The organism is Psychrobacter cibarius (assembly GCA_030686115.1).
In the GTDB taxonomy this organism is placed as follows: domain Bacteria; phylum Pseudomonadota; class Gammaproteobacteria; order Pseudomonadales; family Moraxellaceae; genus Psychrobacter; species Psychrobacter cibarius_C.
Map to the genome: position 1 here is coordinate 338,335 of CP131612.1, position 19,157 is coordinate 357,491.

General features: G+C 43.9%; 15 protein-coding genes and 3 tRNA genes. 11 read left to right on the forward strand and 7 right to left on the reverse strand.

Annotation, left to right across the window (positions count from 1 at the left end; genetic code table 11):
- Positions 1-456: 456 nt before the first annotated feature.
- The 3 genes from Q6344_01470 (at position 457) to Q6344_01480 (ending at position 2,931) form a co-directional block, all read left to right on the forward strand.
- On the forward strand, positions 457-1,095 hold the full coding sequence (locus Q6344_01470; GenBank protein WLG14054.1) for a carbonic anhydrase: 639 nt from the start codon (positions 457-459) through the stop codon (positions 1,093-1,095).
- Positions 1,096-1,247: 152 nt separating this feature from the next.
- A complete protein-coding gene (gloA, locus tag Q6344_01475; GenBank protein ID WLG14055.1) occupies positions 1,248-1,829 on the forward strand; it encodes a lactoylglutathione lyase in 582 nt (193 codons plus the stop codon).
- 115 nt (positions 1,830-1,944) lie between these two features.
- Entirely contained in the window at positions 1,945-2,931 is a 987-nt protein-coding gene (locus Q6344_01480) for a mechanosensitive ion channel (protein WLG14056.1), read from the forward strand.
- Between the two features lie 112 nt (positions 2,932-3,043).
- On the opposite strand, the gene Q6344_01485 is transcribed toward Q6344_01480, so the two are convergent.
- The 3 genes from Q6344_01485 to ribA form a co-directional block, all read right to left on the reverse strand.
- Entirely contained in the window at positions 3,044-3,514 is a 471-nt protein-coding gene (locus tag Q6344_01485) for a cytochrome c (GenBank protein ID WLG14057.1), read from the reverse strand.
- Between the two features lie 398 nt (positions 3,515-3,912).
- Positions 3,913-4,908 carry an oxygen-dependent coproporphyrinogen oxidase gene (gene hemF / locus Q6344_01490; protein WLG14058.1) on the reverse strand — a complete coding sequence of 332 codons (996 nt, stop codon included), beginning with the start codon at positions 4,906-4,908 and terminating at the stop codon, positions 3,913-3,915.
- A gap of 30 nt (positions 4,909-4,938) precedes the next feature.
- Positions 4,939-5,610, reverse strand: coding sequence for a GTP cyclohydrolase II (gene ribA / locus Q6344_01495; protein ID WLG14059.1), 672 nt, complete (start codon positions 5,608-5,610; stop codon positions 4,939-4,941).
- Between the two features lie 554 nt (positions 5,611-6,164).
- Here ribA and dxs point away from each other — a divergent pair.
- Complete coding sequence (gene dxs, locus Q6344_01500; protein WLG14060.1) at positions 6,165-8,222, forward strand: 1-deoxy-D-xylulose-5-phosphate synthase; 2,058 nt, start codon at positions 6,165-6,167, stop codon at positions 8,220-8,222.
- 346 nt (positions 8,223-8,568) lie between these two features.
- On the forward strand, positions 8,569-9,396 hold the full coding sequence (locus Q6344_01505; GenBank protein WLG14061.1) for an inositol monophosphatase family protein: 828 nt from the start codon (positions 8,569-8,571) through the stop codon (positions 9,394-9,396).
- 53 nt (positions 9,397-9,449) lie between these two features.
- On the opposite strand, the gene Q6344_01510 is transcribed toward Q6344_01505, so the two are convergent.
- The gene (locus Q6344_01510) at positions 9,450-10,889 is read right to left on the reverse strand and encodes a wax ester/triacylglycerol synthase family O-acyltransferase (protein WLG14062.1); all 1,440 of its coding nucleotides are present in this window, start codon (positions 10,887-10,889) and stop codon (positions 9,450-9,452) included.
- Between the two features lie 113 nt (positions 10,890-11,002).
- Positions 11,003-11,827, reverse strand: a complete 825-nt coding sequence (locus Q6344_01515) for a thiazole synthase (protein ID WLG14063.1) — start codon at positions 11,825-11,827, stop codon at positions 11,003-11,005.
- 161 nt (positions 11,828-11,988) lie between these two features.
- On the opposite strand from Q6344_01515, the gene gspE reads away from it, so the two are divergent.
- Positions 11,989-13,542: a type II secretion system ATPase GspE gene (gspE, locus tag Q6344_01520; GenBank protein ID WLG14064.1), complete on the forward strand. Its 1,554-nt coding sequence runs from the start codon at positions 11,989-11,991 to the stop codon at positions 13,540-13,542.
- Between the two features lie 177 nt (positions 13,543-13,719).
- Here the strand turns inward: gspE and Q6344_01525 are convergent, their stop codons facing one another.
- Positions 13,720-14,208, reverse strand: a complete 489-nt coding sequence (locus tag Q6344_01525) for a RidA family protein (GenBank protein WLG14065.1) — start codon at positions 14,206-14,208, stop codon at positions 13,720-13,722.
- A gap of 118 nt (positions 14,209-14,326) precedes the next feature.
- On the reverse strand, positions 14,327-15,028 hold the full coding sequence (locus tag Q6344_01530) for a DUF4442 domain-containing protein (protein WLG14066.1): 702 nt from the start codon (positions 15,026-15,028) through the stop codon (positions 14,327-14,329).
- 346 nt (positions 15,029-15,374) lie between these two features.
- Here Q6344_01530 and Q6344_01535 point away from each other — a divergent pair, with 346 nt between their 5' ends.
- The 5 genes from Q6344_01535 (at position 15,375) to Q6344_01555 (ending at position 19,051) form a co-directional block, all read left to right on the forward strand.
- Positions 15,375-16,835: an AAA family ATPase gene (locus Q6344_01535; protein ID WLG14067.1), complete on the forward strand. Its 1,461-nt coding sequence runs from the start codon at positions 15,375-15,377 to the stop codon at positions 16,833-16,835.
- 12 nt (positions 16,836-16,847) lie between these two features.
- Positions 16,848-18,443 carry a hypothetical protein gene (locus tag Q6344_01540; protein WLG14068.1) on the forward strand — a complete coding sequence of 532 codons (1,596 nt, stop codon included), beginning with the start codon at positions 16,848-16,850 and terminating at the stop codon, positions 18,441-18,443.
- 243 nt (positions 18,444-18,686) lie between these two features.
- Positions 18,687-18,763: transfer RNA gene (locus tag Q6344_01545), tRNA-Pro, on the forward strand.
- Positions 18,764-18,859: 96 nt separating this feature from the next.
- Positions 18,860-18,936 (forward strand) — tRNA-Arg (locus tag Q6344_01550).
- A gap of 39 nt (positions 18,937-18,975) precedes the next feature.
- Positions 18,976-19,051: transfer RNA gene (locus tag Q6344_01555), tRNA-His, on the forward strand.
- The last annotated feature ends 106 nt before the right edge of the window (positions 19,052-19,157 follow it).

Genomic DNA, 19,157 nt, shown 5'->3' on the forward strand with positions numbered 1-19,157 from the left:
AGTTCGGTGTTGTCTGTTTGATGCTCGGTTTTGGCTAACGCATTTCTGTTTTTCAGTTTCACTTACAACTTTATAATTCTGTATGATTAGGGCGTGTCCTCAATTCAATCGATTACTTTCTAAATGGGCTAAAAATAGCTAAATTTTGCCAAACATCGTCAAATAGCTTCTTAATATCTCGATATTATGTGCTCTATTTTCCTTGTTTGACGGCAATTTATCTCATTTTTATCACCATTTTTAAAATGAGGACACGCCCTAGTAATAACTGCCATTCTATAACGATATTTAAACAAAAATTTTTATCATTTTTTGGTTTTTATTCCTATACAATCACGGTATGGCAGACAAACACAATGCGCCTGATAGGTTGGTAGCCATTCGCAAATCTATGTTTGAATACATGTGTGGAAAGCTGTTTATAACGCTAATATTATTAATGATAAAGGATGTCTTATGCCTAACGATACACGCCCGAAAACCGGTCAAGAAGCTCTTGCGCTTTTAAAAGAAGGCAATATGCGCTACATAGATAGTTTGACCACTACTGATCCAACAATGCAAAGACGACCTGAACTGGTTAAAGATCAAGATCCATTGGCCATTATTTTGGGTTGCTCGGATGCACGAGTACCAGTTGAGATTGTATTTGATCAAGGCTTGGGTGATTTGTTCGTTATTCGAGTCGCTGGTAATGTCGTCGCGCCTTCACAGATTGGCTCGATTGAGTTTGCGGCCGAAAAGTTCGGTACAAAATTGGTGGTCGTGCTTGGGCACTCACATTGCGGCGCTGTCACGGCTTGTGTTGAAACACTGATCAATCCTGAGAAAAACTATTCGCCCAACTTGCAGTCGATTGTCGATCGCATTCGCCCAAGCGTTTATAATTTGCATGAGCTGGCCACTGCTAATGGCCAAGATGTCGACGCAGACGAGTTGGTCGATCGCTCTATCCGCGCCAACGTCCGTATGTCAGTTAGCCAGCTCAAACATGGCTCGCGGGCATTAGAGGATTTAACCAATAGCGGTCAATTGCTGGTCGTTGGTGCAGAGTATGATTTAGAGACAGGAAAAGTACGTTTCTTAGACAGCTAATTAATCGGTTAAATGGGTAGCACCAAGTGTGCGCTCTTACAAAACCCACTCAATGCTTTCGCGATTTTTTATTATGATAAAAGGGTCAAGCGCGTAAAAAATATTCACACGCTTGCTTTTAAACTCTCTATTTTGTCAATATTAGGATGACTATGTCTATAGCAAATACTGGCTCAGCCACTGATAATAATAACGAATCACTTATCGCTCAACCAACGAGCAGCGTCAATACCGATGGTGTGCAGCCTATCTCAGCACAGACGACAGGTTTTACTTTTAACCACACCATGCTACGTGTCAAAGATCCTGCCAAGTCGTTGGCGTTTTATACTGGTGTCCTTGGTATGACTTTACTGGCGGTCAAAAAATTCCCTGATATGGGTTTTGATTTGTACTTTTTAGCCAAGTTAACCGAAAGCGAGCGCGACAATTTGCCCGCGGGTGATGATTTGGAAATCTTTGCCTTCCGTCAACGCGGCATCTTAGAATTGACCCATAATTATGGTACCGAAACGAAAGCTGACTTTAGTTATCATGATGGTAATGGTGAGCCACAAGGTTTTGGACATATCTGCTTTAGCGTACCTAGTCTCGATGAAGCGGTTGCTTGGTTTGATAAAAATAATGTCGAATTTAAAAAACGTCCAGAAGATGGCAGCATGAAAAACATTGCCTTTATCAAAGATGTTGATGGTTACTGGATTGAAATTGTACAAGCAGATTTAATGGGCTAGCTTGACAGGCTGGTACGTCAATACGCCAGTTAATCTAGGACATGCCCCAGTCAAACAATCAATTAATCGAGTGAATGGAAGCATAAAGCCAACCAACCAAAGGAGTGACATCTAGATGCCTACCTCTGAGGCAGAAACGACAGTAAATACCAATATAGCGGCTGAACCAGTGACAACAGATGTGCTGACATATCAAAGCATCATTGATTCAGCAAATGAGATAGTGGTTGGCTTTGTTGAACGCATTCCTTATTTTGTCGCATCAATTATTGTTATTCTGGTTTTTTGGTTTCTATCGATTGTCTTCAAAAAAGTGGTATACAAACTTTTAGGCAGTCGCAGTCGGCATCAGAATTTGGTTAAAGTGTTTCAGCGAGTAGGCGGCGCACTCATCATTTTTATCGGTTTTATGATTGCTATGGTGATTGCCGTGCCAGGATTTACCCCTGCTAAGCTGATTGGTGCACTCGGTATTGGTTCCGTCGCTATTGGTTTTGCCTTTAAAGATATTTTTCAAAACTTGCTCTCTGGTATTTTGCTGCTGATCTCAGAGCCGTTTCGCATCGGTGATCAGATTGTCTCAGGCGACTATGAAGGGACGGTTGAGGATATTAAAATACGCGCCACGACTATCAAGACGTATGACGGTCGGCAAGTGGTTATTCCCAACTCTGATTTGTATACCTCAGCATTGACTGTCAATACCGCCTATAAGCAGCGCCGTTTGCAAGTGGCTGTTGGTATTGGCTATGAAGATGATATCGAAGCAGCAAAAGCTGAGATTCTACAGGCGTTAGATAAAGTCGAAAGCGTATCGAAGAAAGCGCAGCCAAGTGTGATTGCTACGGGTTTTGGTGATTCAGCGATTGATTTGATGGTACGTTGGTTTATCGAAGATGGCACTCAAGCCAACAAAGTGACCTCGATTCATCAAGTGATCGTAGAGATTAAGAGCGCACTCGATGTAGCAGGCGTCAACATTCCATTCCCGATACGCACGATAGATTTGAGTGATCCATCAGTGACATCAATTGTGAATAAATTGCATGAGCAAAAGGCGATCGATGTTAATAACGATGTTAATAAAGCAGCGGCAGGGTAATTTGTTTAGCACGTTATTTTAAAGAACGGTCTTTTACACAATATTTTCGAAATAAAAATCCGCCATATCAAATGACATGGCGGATTTTTTTACGATATCAATTTATGACAATTTAGTCAGTTTTGACTTTAAAATCGGTATGACATGATTTACAGCTGGCGCCGACTTCACCAAAGGCTGGTTTGACATCATCGATGCTAGTGGCTGTTTGTGCAGCAGCGTTCAGCTCAGCAGTGACTTTTTGAAAGTTTTCTGCTTCTGCGCGAAAACCATCGGCATTTGACCAAACGGCATCAGTCGCATTGCCAACGGCTTCTTTATTTTCAAAATGACTCCAAGGCGTAGCAGCGTCTTCTGCTAAAAATGCGGCTTGCTCTTTGAATACGGCGGCATCAAAGGTGTCAGGTGCTTTCATCATATCACCCATGACACCCATCGCATCACCATAGCTTTTCATGCTATCTTGGCGGGCTTTTACATCAGGGTCAGTGGCAGTGCTACACGCTGTTAGACCTAGGGCGGCTGCCATCAATGTGATGCCAAAGATAGATTTTAATGATTGGTTGGTATGAAACTGTGCCATGTGAATTACTCCTGTAAAATTGGTTAGTAGTAGGCGCGCTTATAAACGCTGGCTTTACATACTATTTTTAAGTATCTGCCCTTAAAGGCTTCTTCTAAATCGAAAGGTTTCTTTTAAATACTGCTTTTAAATAAAGCGTATTGTTATAAAAATTACCTCATCATCTTTTGGAAACGCATTCGCTTCTAAAGGATTTTTCCAACAATAGTTTTCATTGTAACGGTTATCCGTGCAGTGGACGTAAATTTAGTTGTTATATCATCGTAATTTTTGAGTCAGTGACTTTCGCTCATATAAATTTGCGCTCATATAAAAAGGTCAGCGTGGATAGCTGACCTTCTTGATACTCTCTAAAGACAAGCTAATAAATACCTTAGCCTTTATTATATTCACACAAACTATCGAGTCAACCAATCGCGTGGTTTTAGATAAAAATCGGTCAATGCAAACTCAGGCGAGCCTTCAGTCGGCTCAAAGCGATAATGCCAGCTGGCAAGCGGCGGCATACTGACTAAGATAGACTCGATACGACCATTGCTTTGTAGTCCAAATAGCGTGCCGCGGTCATAAACAAGGTTGTACTCAACATAGCGACCACGGCGATAGAGCTGAAATTCGCGCTGTGCCTCGGTATAAGGGGTATCTTTACGCTGCTCAAAGATGGGCATGATACCGTCAAGATAACCGTTGCCGACCGCCTTCATAAAATTAAAACAGGTTTCAAAGTCCCAGCCGCGACTTTCTGTATTGATATCATCATAAAACAAGCCGCCGATACCGCGTTGCTCATCACGATGACGTAGGTGAAAATACTCATCACACCATTGCTTAAAGTCAGGGTAGACGCTGTCACCAAAAGGCGCGCACAGATCATGACAGACTTGATGCCAATGCACGCAATCAGCGAGTACGGGATAAAACGGCGTCAAATCAAAACCACCACCAAACCACCAAATAGGGTCTTCGCCCTCAGCTTCAGCAACGAACAAACGCACATTGGCATGGCTGGTTGGGACGTTCGGGTTTTTGGGATGGACAACCAATGAGACCCCCATGGCTTGGGCTTTACGACCAGCGATATGGGGATGGCGTGCAGTGGCTGAAGCAGGCAAGTTATGCACGTGAATATGACTGAACATTACACCCGCTTTTTCAATCACCTCACCATCTGCTAGGACACACGAGCGACCGCCGCCGCCTTCAGGACGTTCCCAGTCATCAGGCACAAAGGTTGCATTGCCGCCACCATCGCGCTCTTGCGCCTCTAAGGCTTGACAGATACGAGCCTGCAAATCGACCAGAAATTCACGCACACGCATGATGTCGTTATTGGCTGGCACTGTTAAGTCTGTCGCTGATAGCTCTGTCTTATTATCTGTATTTGAAATACTCATAAAATATCTATTTATTTAGTGTATTGATGTCTACTTATTAAGATGTAACGCGGTATTGAAATCTTTATCTAATAAATGACCCATGCGGTCGCGCTTGGTCGCTAAATATTCAGCATTCATATCATTCACCCCAACCAATAAAGGCACGCGTTCCACGACATTAATACCGTGCTCGGTTAGATAAGCCACTTTGTCTGGATTGTTGGTGATGAGTCTGACGGCGTCAACACCGATATGAGCGAGCATCGGGCCGCACATATCATAAATGCGCGCATCAGCGGGTAAGCCCAACATGAGGTTGGCATCTAAAGTATCATGACCTTGGTCTTGCAGGGCGTAAGCGCGAATCTTATTGGTCAGACCAATACCGCGACCTTCTTGGCGCAAGTATAATATCGCCCCGCAGCCAGTCTCTTGTATTGCCTGCATCGCCGTGTTGAGCTGCGGTCCACAGTCACATTTTAATGAGCTAAAAGCATCGCCCGTCAAGCATTCTGAATGAATACGAATCAATGGAATGGTTTTTTCTGCTCGCGTGGCGTCCGTTTGACTCGGGGAGTTGTCCGCCGTATGTTGATCGACGACAGGCAGACCGACAGTCAGCATCACATGCTCTTGACCTTCGTCGTTTTCAAAGATATGAATATCAAACTCGCCATGACGAGTAGGTAGTTTGGCACTGGTAATAAATTGATATGACATTAATGTCCTGCATAAGCCGATAAGCGTGGCGGTAGAGGGTCTTTTTTAACCATATTAAAACAGCGATGACATCCTAGCTGCATGATGAAAGTAGGATTATGCCAGTATAATTCATTCGTAAAGAGTGCATGCTGATTGTCTTTATTATAAAAACACACAAAGTTCACAAACGACGCACGATGATTAAAGCGACAATTAAAAATAAATGCTATTATGCCATACTATTTTGACGGATACAGTGACAAGTCTTTGCCCTTACATTACTATGTCGTCACTAACATCCAATATTGATGCAGAATAATAAGGCATAATATTATCCCTTGTTATGAAAGCGCGAAAGCAAAGCTCCATCGCTGTCCATTACGGCAGCGTACGTGCTATTCGGCGCAGCTTCTATATGTTTATATAAAGACATATAGGCTGCCTGAATAAATTTATGAACAGTTATATGGTCGATTACACCAATAATGGTGTAGATATTATTGACGTCACTTAGGTAGCATTATGCACTAAGAGGCTGTCTTGTCAGCAGATTGGTAGGTATCGTACGGTTTATGCAGCAGTCACCTCATTCCCCACAGTCTCAGTCCGTATCTATGCCAGCTGTCGATTCTGCTGCCCAGCTGTCGAATTTACAGCAGACTTATACTGTGATTCCACGCGTCCGTCCTGATACGCCTTTGCTGGATAGCATTGCAGCGCCAGCTGATCTTAATACTCTGACAACCGCTCAACTTATCACCTTGGCTGATGAGCTGCGGCTATTTCTATTGTATTCAGCAGGTCAAAGCGGTGGGCATTTTGGTGCCAATTTGGGCGTGGTTGAGTTGACCATTGCGCTGCATTACTTACTAGATACGCCGCAAGATCAAATCGTTTGGGACGTGGGTCATCAAGCCTATGCTCATAAAGTCTTGACAGGTCGCCGTGATCAGTTGGCGACGATTCGCTCAAAAGATGGTTTGACTGCTTTTCCTGAGCGTGCAGAATCCGTTTACGATACCTTTGGCGTTGGTCATTCATCGACGTCAATCTCAGCTGGTCTAGGCATGAGCTTAGCACTGCGCTATCAAGGTCGCGCGCAAACCGTTGCTTGTATCATTGGTGATGGTGCAATGACCGGTGGTATGGCGTTTGAAGCGATGAATGATGCGGTGCAACAAGATGCGGATTTATTGGTCATCTTAAATGACAATGACATGTCGATCTCTTGCTCTATCGGTGGTTTTTCACGGCATTTAGCGATGCTGTGGGAGTCAGGATATCAGGTTGATATCTCTGATACAGGCGAGCCAGTACTATGCCAGCGCCCTGATATGCAAGGCTTTGATCGCCGTAAGCGTCACAAAGAAATGCGCGATGTGCCGCAGTTAGAAGACAATTTATTTAAAGCGATTGGTTTTACCTACTTTGGTCCGTTTGATGGTCATAATATCCCTGAGCTACTGCGGGTATTGTCACTTGCCAAGCAGATAAAAGGTCCTGTTTTAGTCCATATTTATACCACCAAAGGCAAAGGTTTTGCCCCAGCTGAGTTAGATCCTGTCGGCTATCATGCTATCAGCAAGCTCCCTGTCGAAATCAAGAATGATACTCAGACTGTCGCCACAGAAAAATCACTGCCCAACATCAAATGTGCGTTAAAATACTCGCAAGTGTTTGGGCAATTCTTATGTGATAAGGCTGCTGATGACGATAAGCTGCTTGCCGTCACACCTGCTATGGAAGAAGGCTCTGGGATGATTGATTTTGCCCATCAATTTCCAGAGCGTTTTTTTGATGTAGCCATCGCTGAGCAACATGCAGTCACGCTGGCTGCTGGTATGGCAACCCAAGGCGTCAAACCGATTGTGGCGATTTATTCGACGTTTTTGCAACGTGGTTATGATCAGCTGATTCATGATGTGGCTTTGCAAAACCTTGATGTGATGTTTGCTATTGATCGTGCTGGCCTAGTCGGTGAAGACGGTGCAACGCATGCAGGCGTATTCGATTTTGCCTTTTTACGCTGCGTACCTAATATGCTGATTGCCGCGCCAAAAGACGAAAACGAATGTTACCATTTGCTCAATACGTGCTATGAATATCAAGGCTGCACAGCAGTACGCTATCCGCGCGGTGCCGGTACTGGCACAGTTATCGCATCGCCAGCACAGACTTATAACGTTGGCGAGGCAGTGATAGAGTCGGTATTAGGTAGTGAGGGTGCGCCTAAAAAGCTGGCGCTACTCGCATTTGGTACCATGGTTGCGACGGCTCAGCAAGCGGCAGAAAGCTTAATTGACAATGATATAGCATCAGACTGTCAGGTACATGTCATTAATATGCGCTGGGTAAAACCTTTAGACACGGCATTATTAGAAAAGTTGTTAGAGCAAGGTATTACACACATTGCGACTTTGGAAGAGCACATGATTATGGGCGGCGCGGGCAGTGCGGTAAATGAGTATTTGCTTAACGAATCACCAGCCTTTAAAGACAACCGCCCCGCCGTTATTAATGTCGGCATTCCAGATCGCTTTGTCGCCCATGGCTCACAAGCAGAGCAAATGGCTGATTGTGGTTTAGATGTTAATGGTGTGGTAAAGCAGCTTGAACAGTTGCTGCTGTAAGTTATACCTTTGAACGTTTTTAAGTTTTTAAACTGTCATTTGGACAGAGTATTGGTTAAATAGATAAAAGCTCGATCGATAGAGCGAACGCCTACTTAGTCGTAGGTGCTGACTTTTTTACAACTTACGCAGTTTGTGATGACCACCAAAATTTGGGTTGGTTTGGCGAACGTCATGGTTTTTTTCGTTTTTTATCGAACAATTTTAGTATAATGCGATCATCGCTTTTAAATGGCGCATTTTTTTAATCGTATAAATACAGTGTGATGCAGCGGCTGATTGGCATGTTGTGGGCACAGAGTTCGTCTTATTTTTGACATTCATTCATCAAGCAAATAGGTTATTTATGGAACCCATGGTCGTCATCGCAGCACGTACTGCTGAAAAAGTTGGTAAAGAGATTTTATATGCGCATCAAAACCGCCATAAAATCGAGTTGGATATTGAGTCAAAAGGGCTTGATGGATTGGTTACCCGTATTGATCGCTTTAGCGAAGAGCTGACGATTGAAACCCTAAAAGCCAGCTATCCAAATCACTCGTACTTGGGTGAAGAGTTTGGTATGCAAGAAGGTCGCGGTGAAGATGCAGACTGGTGCTGGATTATTGATCCGCTAGATGGCACCAAAAACTTCGTCCATGGTGTGCCGCAGTTTTGTGTGTCTATCGCCGTACAGCATAAAGGCGTAACCCAACATGGCGTGATCTATGATCCTGTCCGTGATGAGATGTTCTCTGCTAGCCGTGGTAAAGGCGCGCGCTTGAACAATCGCCGTATGCAAGTGAGCGAGCGCAAAACGATTGATGGCGGTCTATTTACCACTGGTCATCCGCTTGAGCGTAAGCGCAATGGCGAAATCATTTCTTATGCCAAGCAGCATTTTGAAAGCTTACAGAAAATCTCTGAAGCAGGCGGTCAAGTTCGTCGTTTAGGCTCAGCTGCGCTTGATTTATGTTATGTCGCTGCTGGTCGTTTTGATGGTTATTTTGAGATGTCAATTAAGCCTTGGGATATCGCGGCAGGTGAGCTTATCGTGACCGAAGCACGTGGCGTGGTGGTTGACCATACAGGCGCACACAACTCAATGACTTCAGGCTCTATTTTCGCCTGTAACATTAAGTTATTGAAGCCATTGATGCAAGTGGTTGTCCCAACGTGGGGTGATGCATTTTAAGCACCACTTAAGTATAATTATTAAGACAACTTAACACTAAAAAGCTGGTTCCATTATGGCGCCAGCTTTTTTGTTTTACCATTATTCTTATAGCCACTTTTATCTTCAACCGTAATGCCTTGGAACTTAAGCGCTTTACTAGTAGTTTCCAACAGTTGCAACTCTTCTTCAATAAGCGTCAGCATTTCTTGTACATGTGGTAGTGCCTTACTACAAGCCGTAATCCCAAATTCAATCTTATCTAGATAACTAGCAAGGGTGATATTCATTGCTTGACCATTGAAGACAATAGAAGCAGGGTACAACGATTGTAAACGTGCACCATTCCAATATAGCGGTTTTTCAGAACCAGGTACATTAGAGATAATCAGGTTAAACGCCTGTTTTTTGGGAAATAGACTGGTCGCTAAGTTGATACCTTCCCAAGCATAGGCAATCACGCTGTAGTTAATCACTTGGGCTTGATTCATACGTCGAAAGCGGCGTTTGCCGTTATTCATACTGCGATGAATCAGTTTGATTCGGCTCAAAGGATCATCTAAATGCGTGCCCAAATTGGCCAGTACAAAGGATAATTGATTGCCTGCCACACTGTCATCCGTACGTAGCGACATCGGTACAAAAGCAATGAGCGGCTTGCTAGGCAGCGCATCCATGGATATGAGGTAACGACGAATGGCACCCGCACATACCGCCAGAACCACATCGTTTTTACTGATATTTAGTCGCTCAGCAATATCATTAAAACGCTGAATATCATAAGACTGCGCGGCTATACGCCGTGATGCTGAAATGCGTTTATTAAGCACACTCATCGGCGCATCAAAAGTACCGACATAGCTGTCATCACCGTAATTTTTCAAATTATCCAGCAGTTCGGTAAATACAGGCTTAATGGTAGATATTTGCTCTTTAATGATGCGTAATGCGGAGCGCTCTTTGGGTAAAATCGCATCGACTTGATTGCGATGGCGTGCCATTAATGACCAAATCGGTAGCGTTACTGGCTCAGTGGGCGATTGTGATAATGATTTTTTGACAAGGCGCATGGCAGCAATGCCATCAACCAACGAATGGTGAATTTTGAAATATAGGGCAAAACGCTCAGGGTCGCCTTCGTTTTCTGGTTGAATACCTTCAATCACGTGACATTCCCACAATGGCATGGCACGATCCAACAGCCGACCATGTTCTCTTGAAACATACATCAACAATTCGCGAACCCGTGCAGGCTTTGGTAAGGCAACATGATGCAAATGATGCTCAACATCAAAATGTTTGTCCTTTTTCCAAAAAGCTAAATGCTCAAGCACTTGGTTAAAAGGAAAGGTAGGCGACACATCAGAATCTTGCATCTGTTTGACCAATTGGCAAACAAAACCGCTACCCGCATTCTCTGGCAATTCGAATAGGAATAAACCTCCAACATGCATGGGCTGTTTACGCGACTCAAGAAGTAAAAACAACTGGTCGACTGCTGTGAGAAGCCGCATAATAAATCCTTTTATGACGATAAGTTGAGTAAAAGTTACTTCTTTTATTATTATTTTATAGCTGACTTTTTATTAAATACTATGAATTTAATAATGGTCATTAAATTTAAAAGCTATTGAAAAAAGTATCCTGTTTGCGGTGAGCTGGCAGTTGCCATTTTGCGCATTGGCATACGACCCGCCAAAAACGCCGCGCGCCCTGCCCAGATGGCATGCTTCATGGCATGGGCCATCATGACTGGGTTTTGCGCATTGGCAATCGCCGAATTCATCAGTACGCCATCACAGCCCAGCTCCATAGCCAGTGCTGCATCAGAGGCCGTGCCAACGCCTGCATCGACCAATACCGGTACTTTGGCATTTTCGATAATAAGACTGAGGGTGTGACGATTCAGCAAACCCAGACCTGAACCAATCAAGCTACCAAGTGGCATAATTGCCACACAGCCCATACTCTCTAATTCTTGAGCGACGATAGGGTCGTCTGAGGTATAAACCATCACTTCAAAGCCATCATCAATCAATACTTTGGCAGCTTTTAGCGTTTCCATCACATTCGGATAGAGGGTTTTTTCATCGCCCAATACTTCAAGCTTAACCAGATTATGCCCGCCTAACAGCTCGCGAGCAAGCTTACAGGTACGAATTGCAGTCTCGGCGTCAAAACAACCAGCAGTGTTGGGTAAGATGGTATATTTATCGGGGGAAATCACATCAAGTAGATTGGGCTCATTGCTGTTTTGTCCAATATTGGTACGACGAATAGCAACGGTGACAATCTCTGCTGCCGACGCGCCAATGGCGGCGCCCGTTTCAGTCATATCTTTATATTTGCCCGTACCGACCAACAGGCGAGAAGAAAAAGTACGACTCCCGACCGTAAAAGTGTCTTGTAAAAGGGGCGTCGGATGAGTAGCAGTGCTTGTGTTCTCTGACATAACTGAAAATCCTAATGGCGAGTAAAACAAAATGCTATTATAACAAAATCATGCAATCTTACTTGCAGTCTTTTTTGGTTTAGCCAGTTAAGCATAATACGTTTGCCACGCTTTGACACGAGTTTCTTTCTGAGTTTATCTTTATCTATCAGGTCGCTTTTATGATGCAACTGCCGTACAGTTTTGCGAAACGCCATCAAATTTTGGCCATACTTGCCATTGATCCTGAGCTGCCAGCGACTTTGGTGCTGACCAAAGCCACGCCATTATCAGCGATTAATGAGGCAGTGCGATTTTTACAGCAGCAAGGGGTACGCGGTGTGCCCACTTATGAAAGCATCAGCGCCGATGACTTTGAAAAGCGCATGAACGCCGCTTATGCAGGCAATACTGGTGAGTCGCAACATATTGCCGCTGGACTCGAAGACCATCCTGATCTTGATAGTTTGGCAGATAGTGTCCCTGAAACTGAAGATCTGATGGATCAACAAGATGATGCGCCTATTATTCGTCTCATCAATGCATTGTTGTCCGAAGCGATACGTTTAAATGCCTCAGATATCCATATTGAAACCTTTGAAAAACGCTTGGTCGTGCGCTTTCGTGTTGACGGTGAATTAAAAGAAATCATTACGCCAAAACGCCAATTAGCGCCATTATTGGTGTCGCGTATCAAGGTCATGGCCAAGCTCGATATCGCCGAAAAACGCGTGCCACAAGATGGACGTATCAGCTTACGGCTGGCAGGGCGTGAGGTTGATGTGCGGGTATCGACATTGCCATCGAGCTTTGGTGAACGCGTGGTCATGCGTCTATTAGATAAGCAAGCAGGTCGCCTGAATATGACATATTTAGGGCTATCTGATAACGATTACAGTGAGCTAAAACGCTTGATTCATCGCCCACACGGCATTATTTTGGTGACAGGGCCGACAGGTTCAGGGAAAACCACGACGCTATATTCAGCATTGACCGATCTCAATGACCAAACCCGTAATATCTTGACCGCTGAAGATCCGATTGAGTTTCAGCTCGATGGCATTGGGCAAACGCAGGTTAATAATAAAGTCGATATGACCTTTGCCAAAAGTTTACGTGCGATGTTACGTCAAGATCCAGACGTGGTGATGGTTGGTGAGATTCGGGATTTAGAAACGGCAGAAATTGCCGTACAAGCGTCGCTTACTGGACATTTGGTTTTATCAACTTTACATACCAACACCGCCATTGGTGCCGTCACGCGTCTGCAAGATATGGGCGTTGAGCCATTTTTATTATCGTCATCGCTGATTGGTGTCGTCGCCCAGCGCTTGGTGCGTACGTTATGCCCGCATTGTCATGGTTGGCAAGTGGCTGATAGTGAGCAAGCCAAATTATTTACTGAAATTGGTATTGTGCCAGTCTCAGAGAATGGTGCTGAAACTTTAACAACTACACCTATCAATCTACCCAGACCAGTTGGCTGCGACAAATGCAATCAATCAGGGTTTAAAGGACGGACGGCGATATATGAAGTGGTGCCCGTTGATGATACCTTGCGCCGTATGATTCATAGTAATACCGCCGAGTATGAGCTAGAGGAGTACGCACGTCAGCAGACACCGTCGATTCGTGCGGATGGGTTGCATAAAGTCATTGCAGGTCGTACGACGTTAGAGGAAGTGCTACGAGTGACGAAAGAGAGTGCCTTAGCTGATGACACAATACTTGTATAAAATGTCTAGAGTGCATTGGTGATGGTTTAATCTACCTCAGCCAAAGGGTCTGCATAGCAGGTAAAAAAATAACTGGCTATGGTAGCCAGTTATTTGATGGTCATTCTTTACTGTTTTTAATACTTTAGTGTTTTGAATAGTTCAGTGCTTTTAATAATTTAACGTGTGACGTCATTATTATTTTGCAGCGATACATTCAACTTCAACGCTGGCACCAGCCGCCAATTCAGCGACGCCAAAGGCTGAACGTACCGGATAAGGTTTGGCCAATTCTGCTTTATAGACTTTATTAAAATCGTCAAAGTCATCCATGTCTGTCAGCATCGCCATACATTTGACGATGTCTGACTTTTGATAGCCGTACTCTAACAGGGTTTCATTAATATTATCCAATGCTTGCTTGGCTTCGGCTTTGACACCACCTTTGACTAATTTGCCATCTTTAAAACCAATTTGTCCAGACATGTATAGCGTATCGCCCACACGTACTGCTTCTGAAAAAGGATAATTACCGCCATCACCAAGAAATACAGGGCTAGATTTAGTCACACTTGCGGTATTTGCCATTGGCGCCGCATTCGCTGTCATAGCAAGGCCTAGTGAGCACGCGCCCACGAGCAACGCCTTAGTTAAATGGGTAGTCAATTTATGGGTAATCTTGGACATCGCTGTCTCCTTATTATAAGTTTTTTTCACAATTTTTTTAAATTCACTATACAAGTTTAACAAACATAATGTCTCATCACACTAGATGACACATTATGTCTTACTTATGCTTAACCAGTTATTGGTCGTTTTGCTCAGCTTCGACTTCTGTTTTAGATTCAGTGTCAGCTTCTAGCGGCTTTTCGCTACTTTTGCCTTGACGGCGGGCTTCTAATTCAGACTTAGGAATCCAAGCCCATGTCATCTCAACCACGATAGGGTCACGATCACTGTCAGACTCACGGTCATGAATGACGCACGGAATTACCATTTCGCCTTTTGGTGTATTTAGGATATCTAAGCGCTGCTCATCCGATAAAGACGCCACTGCTGCAATTTGACCTTTTTTAATCGGGCGATAAAAATTAACCGAGTATGATTTAATCAATAGTACGCGGTCAGAGGGTAGGTTTAAACCCAAAATAAAACCAGTCGCTGTTTCGGCAAGTAAGGTAATGGCGACCGCATGAATAGAGCCAATATGATTTTGCACTGCTTTGGTGTTGTTTAAGCTCACGACGACTTGGTTGGGTTCGACCGTTTCATAATAGACGCCCGTTGTGCCTACATATGGAACCACTTTACCAAAGGCTTTGGATAAGATGCTCGAGCGTGCGCTGGCAGGTAAGTATTTGGTAACAGATAACAGTTTGGTAAATTGATTGCTGATGGGCTTGAGCGTGCTGTTGGGTTTTTCGACGGGCGATCTTGTGCTGTCAGAGGTTTTGGCTGGCAATTTATTGGTTAGCTTGCTAGGGAGTTTTTTTAATAATCCTGACATACAAAATTCCTTAATGTAGATAGATTAAATGACGCTTTGAGTGTTACATATTTCATCATAGCAGCTGATAGGATGCCTATTGTGCAAGCTGCCATGCTCACTATGGTACATTAACCGCCGTCTGCCTACTATTATTAGCATGAACTGTTGCGCTTATAAAATAGGGCTAACGTCATGATACTCTAGATGCTAGGAATGCTATCGCTCAACGCAACATCGTATCACTTAGATGCTTTCATAAACAGTGCTGCTGGATGCCATAAAGACAGCCACGCTATAATGATGATATTTTAGCGTATCTTATTGATTATTTTTCTTATTTCCTTTTTCTATGCTGGATGAAGCTATGCCTGACACGTCAATTCATGTGCCGACCAATATCATTTATACAGGCGTTGCTGGTACGGGAAAAACCTATCGACTGTTACAAATTGCTAAGCGATATACCGACTATCTGCCGAGAGCCGATGAGGCAGATTTGTTAGGGCAGCTATTGCAAGCGCTTAGCTGGCGTGAAATCGTATGCTTGGTACTTTTGGATTTTCAATCTAAACACCAAGACTTGGTAAAAGTGCCTGAAATCGTCAATCATGCGTTCTTTGTCGCGAAAGCCGCACAGAATGCCCGCGAAAAAAACTTAAGCAATACGGCTTGGTCTGTCCTTCAAATGCATAGCCCTACCAATTCAAAAACTGTGACTTATAAAAACCGTGCCAGCCAAGCCTATTTTGATAAAGATGAGGGCGGTGCGTGGTATTTGCTGCCAGAAAGCTTTGAGTTATTAACAGAGCTATCGCAGCAACTTGCCGAATTTCAGCAAGCGCAGCGTGATAACAGTGTCAACCAAAGCCAAGCTAATCCAAATCAAGGTTTTAGCCAGCAGCGCTTTACCATGGTTAGCTTCCATCAAGCATATGGCTATGAAGAGTTTGTCGAAGGCATTCGTCCTGTCATGGCAGCGTCTAATCATACAACAAGTAGCTTATCTCAAATGAATTACGCCATTCAAGATGGTGCATTTTTAAAACTGTGTCAAAGGGCAGCAAATGATCCAGAGCAGCGTTATGCCATCTTAATTGATGAGATCAATCGCGCCAACGTGTCACGAGTATTTGGCGAGCTACTCAGTCTAATTGAGCCAGACAAACGGGCTGGCATGGCAAACGCGATGGCCGTTCATTTGGCCTATTCTGGACGGGTTTTTAGCATCCCTGCTAACATCGATATTTATGCCACGATGAACACCCAAGATCACTCGTTAGCACCACTTGATATGGCATTACGTCGGCGCTTTCGTTTTATCGAATGTCCACCGCAACCAGAATTATTACCCATCATTCATGTGCCCCAAAAATCAGAAACTGACAGTCCAGCAGCGACGGTAGATTTGGCAAAGCTATTAGCCGGTTTGAATAATCGCATTACGCAAACAGTGGGAATGGAAGCGCAATTGGGTCATGCTTTTTTATGGTCAGTGACGGATCTTGGACAATTGCAAGCGGCGTTGGTTGAACAAATCATTCCGCAGTTAATGCAAGCGACGGGTGGGCAAGAGGGTACTTTGCAATATATCTTTAGAGACGAGCAGCAGCCACTGCGAGCGCAGTTTATTCATGATAGTCATGTATCCATCAATGACAGTGTGAATGATCAAGTGAATGCTAATAGTCAAAATCCGCTGTTTACTGGTCAAAACGCATTTTTCGGTCAGTCTATGCGCACTGCTGGCTATAAGATAAATGCCGACCTCATTGCGGGGGTAGGCGATTTTGCCACACCTACTGTCTATCAACGTTTATATCCATAAAGGTGCTCAGCGTTGATAAATAAAAGCTTTAGTCATAAAGTCATAGCCAATAATATTGACAGTACCGACGTTAATGCGCGTGATACCAATATCATCACTGTGTTTGAGCATCAGCGTCTAATAGCGCATGACTTCTTACGGGTATCTGATTTCCATTGGTTGATGGCGCAAGAGTTTGCGGTATTTAGCATTAAGCGAAGACAGGGACAATGGCAGTTAAAAGTCGGACATTATATAGGGGTTATTTTACTGCCTAGCGGCATGACGCTTGAGATTTTACCTAAACTTGCGGCAAAAACTTCTAGCGATCAAGTCGCGCAGCAATCATACCTTTCACAGAATACCAGTCATCGCCATGCCAGTCATCGCCCCGATATCAGTCTAACTCGCCAATGGGTGCAGGGCATGCTATCGGATTTGACCAATAGCAGTCATGTCAAAAACAAGCTACCCAATACAAAAAATCTAGGTCAATTTAGCAGTCAATTGTCGCCGCTATCGATAGCTGTAATGCCATTGTCAGATTGGCTTATCACGCAGTTTTTGCAGCGGCTGGCTCATTATCGACCAAGCAAACACTATCAGACGCAGGTCGATAATCAAGCATCGCTACAAGGTCGACTGCTCATCAAAGAACAATTGCGCCACAATAGCATGCAGCCGCATAAGTTTGTCTGTGAGAGCAGTATACTGAGCCAAGACATGCTAGGTAATCGGCTGATTAAGAGCACGTTGATTTTGCTGACGCCTTTATTTTTTCAATCAACGTACTCGAAAGCAGATGCGCCTAAATTTTTGCAGGCTTGGCAGCGAGTAGCGGCGTTGAGTTATCAAGAGCTGACACAGTTAGAGTCGATATACAAGCAAGCAAAGCGTCAGTTAGCCGTGCAACCGCTTCGCGCACCGCAACTACAGGCGGCTCAGCAATTGTTAGATATGGCTTATTGGTTACTAAGGCAGTCCAATGTGGCAACAGGTAATGGTATTGCGCCAAATAAATCATCTAGGCAAAATCTGTCGTCTCCGCGTTTATGCTTGCTGATTGATATGAATCAAGCCTTTGAGCAATGGGTAAGTATGCGCATTGCCTCGACGTTTCAGCAAGTGAGTCAACAATATCAGCTGTTATATCAAACGCAAAGTATCTGGCTAACGGATGCAGAAGGGCGCGCATGCCTGTCCATACGGCCTGATTTGCTCATATATAAAACTGATGCTAATGATAATTGTCACAATCAGAATGGCACTGCGGTTATTGAAGCTAGAGAAAAAGGTCACTATAGCCATGTCATCGATATTAAATGGAAGCATTTATCGCAGACAGCCAGCATTAGTGCCAGTGATGCTTATCAACTGATGAGTTACGCTCAGGCCTATCAAGCAGGGCAGGTGTGGCTGATTTACCCAGTACAAGATAATGAGCGGTTACCAGTTGCGCTCAGCCAACAAGTGCATGATTATAAAAAGACTGATGGCGCTAACAACCATGATAATAGCCATAATGCTACTGATGAAAAAGTGAGTCCTGCGCCATTGTGGCTCGTACCATTCAATGTTCTTACTGGTACGATAAACGGCAGCTTGCTTCCTGATTGGAATAGAGTATAATGAGCGCTGTCGATGAGTAAGTAGCACTTAGCATCGTGGAGAAAAGGATTTATCATAGTGGTTTTTATGATAAATGAGCGTTTTTTAAGTAATTTAGCAGTTTTTTTAAATTAATTAAAAATAGGTGTTGACACCATCGGCTTTTCCCCTTAATATGTGCACCTCGATAGCAAGGAACGTTAACAAGTTAGTGGCATTGCCAACAACGAGTTAATCAACAAACTATCGTGATAATAGACATTTCGGAGTGTGGCGCAGTTTGGTAGCGCATCTGGTTTGGGACCAGAGGGTCGTAGGTTCGAATCCTATCACTCCGACCATCTATTTTTAAGAGCCTTACAGGCTTTTTTTTATGTATAATGGTTTAGTTTTTGATATATTTAAAACTTGCTTTAGTATATAAAAGTCCTCTAAGAGCGCCTGTAGCTCAGCTGGATAGAGCATCTCCCTTCTAAGGAGGTGGCCGCAGGTTCGAATCCTGCCAGGCGCACCATTTAGCCTGCAAATCTTGCCTCATCAGGCAATAGTTATGGCGGTTGTAGCTCAGTTGGTAGAGCCCCGGGTTGTGATCTCGGTTGTCGTGGGTTCGAGTCCCATCAGTCGCCCCATATTTTATTCTGCATTATCCTCTTCTTGTTCTATCTCATTATAAAAACCTTGTTCTAAATAATAATACTTGCCATTTTTGGCTTTTTTTTGTGCCTGTATGATTGG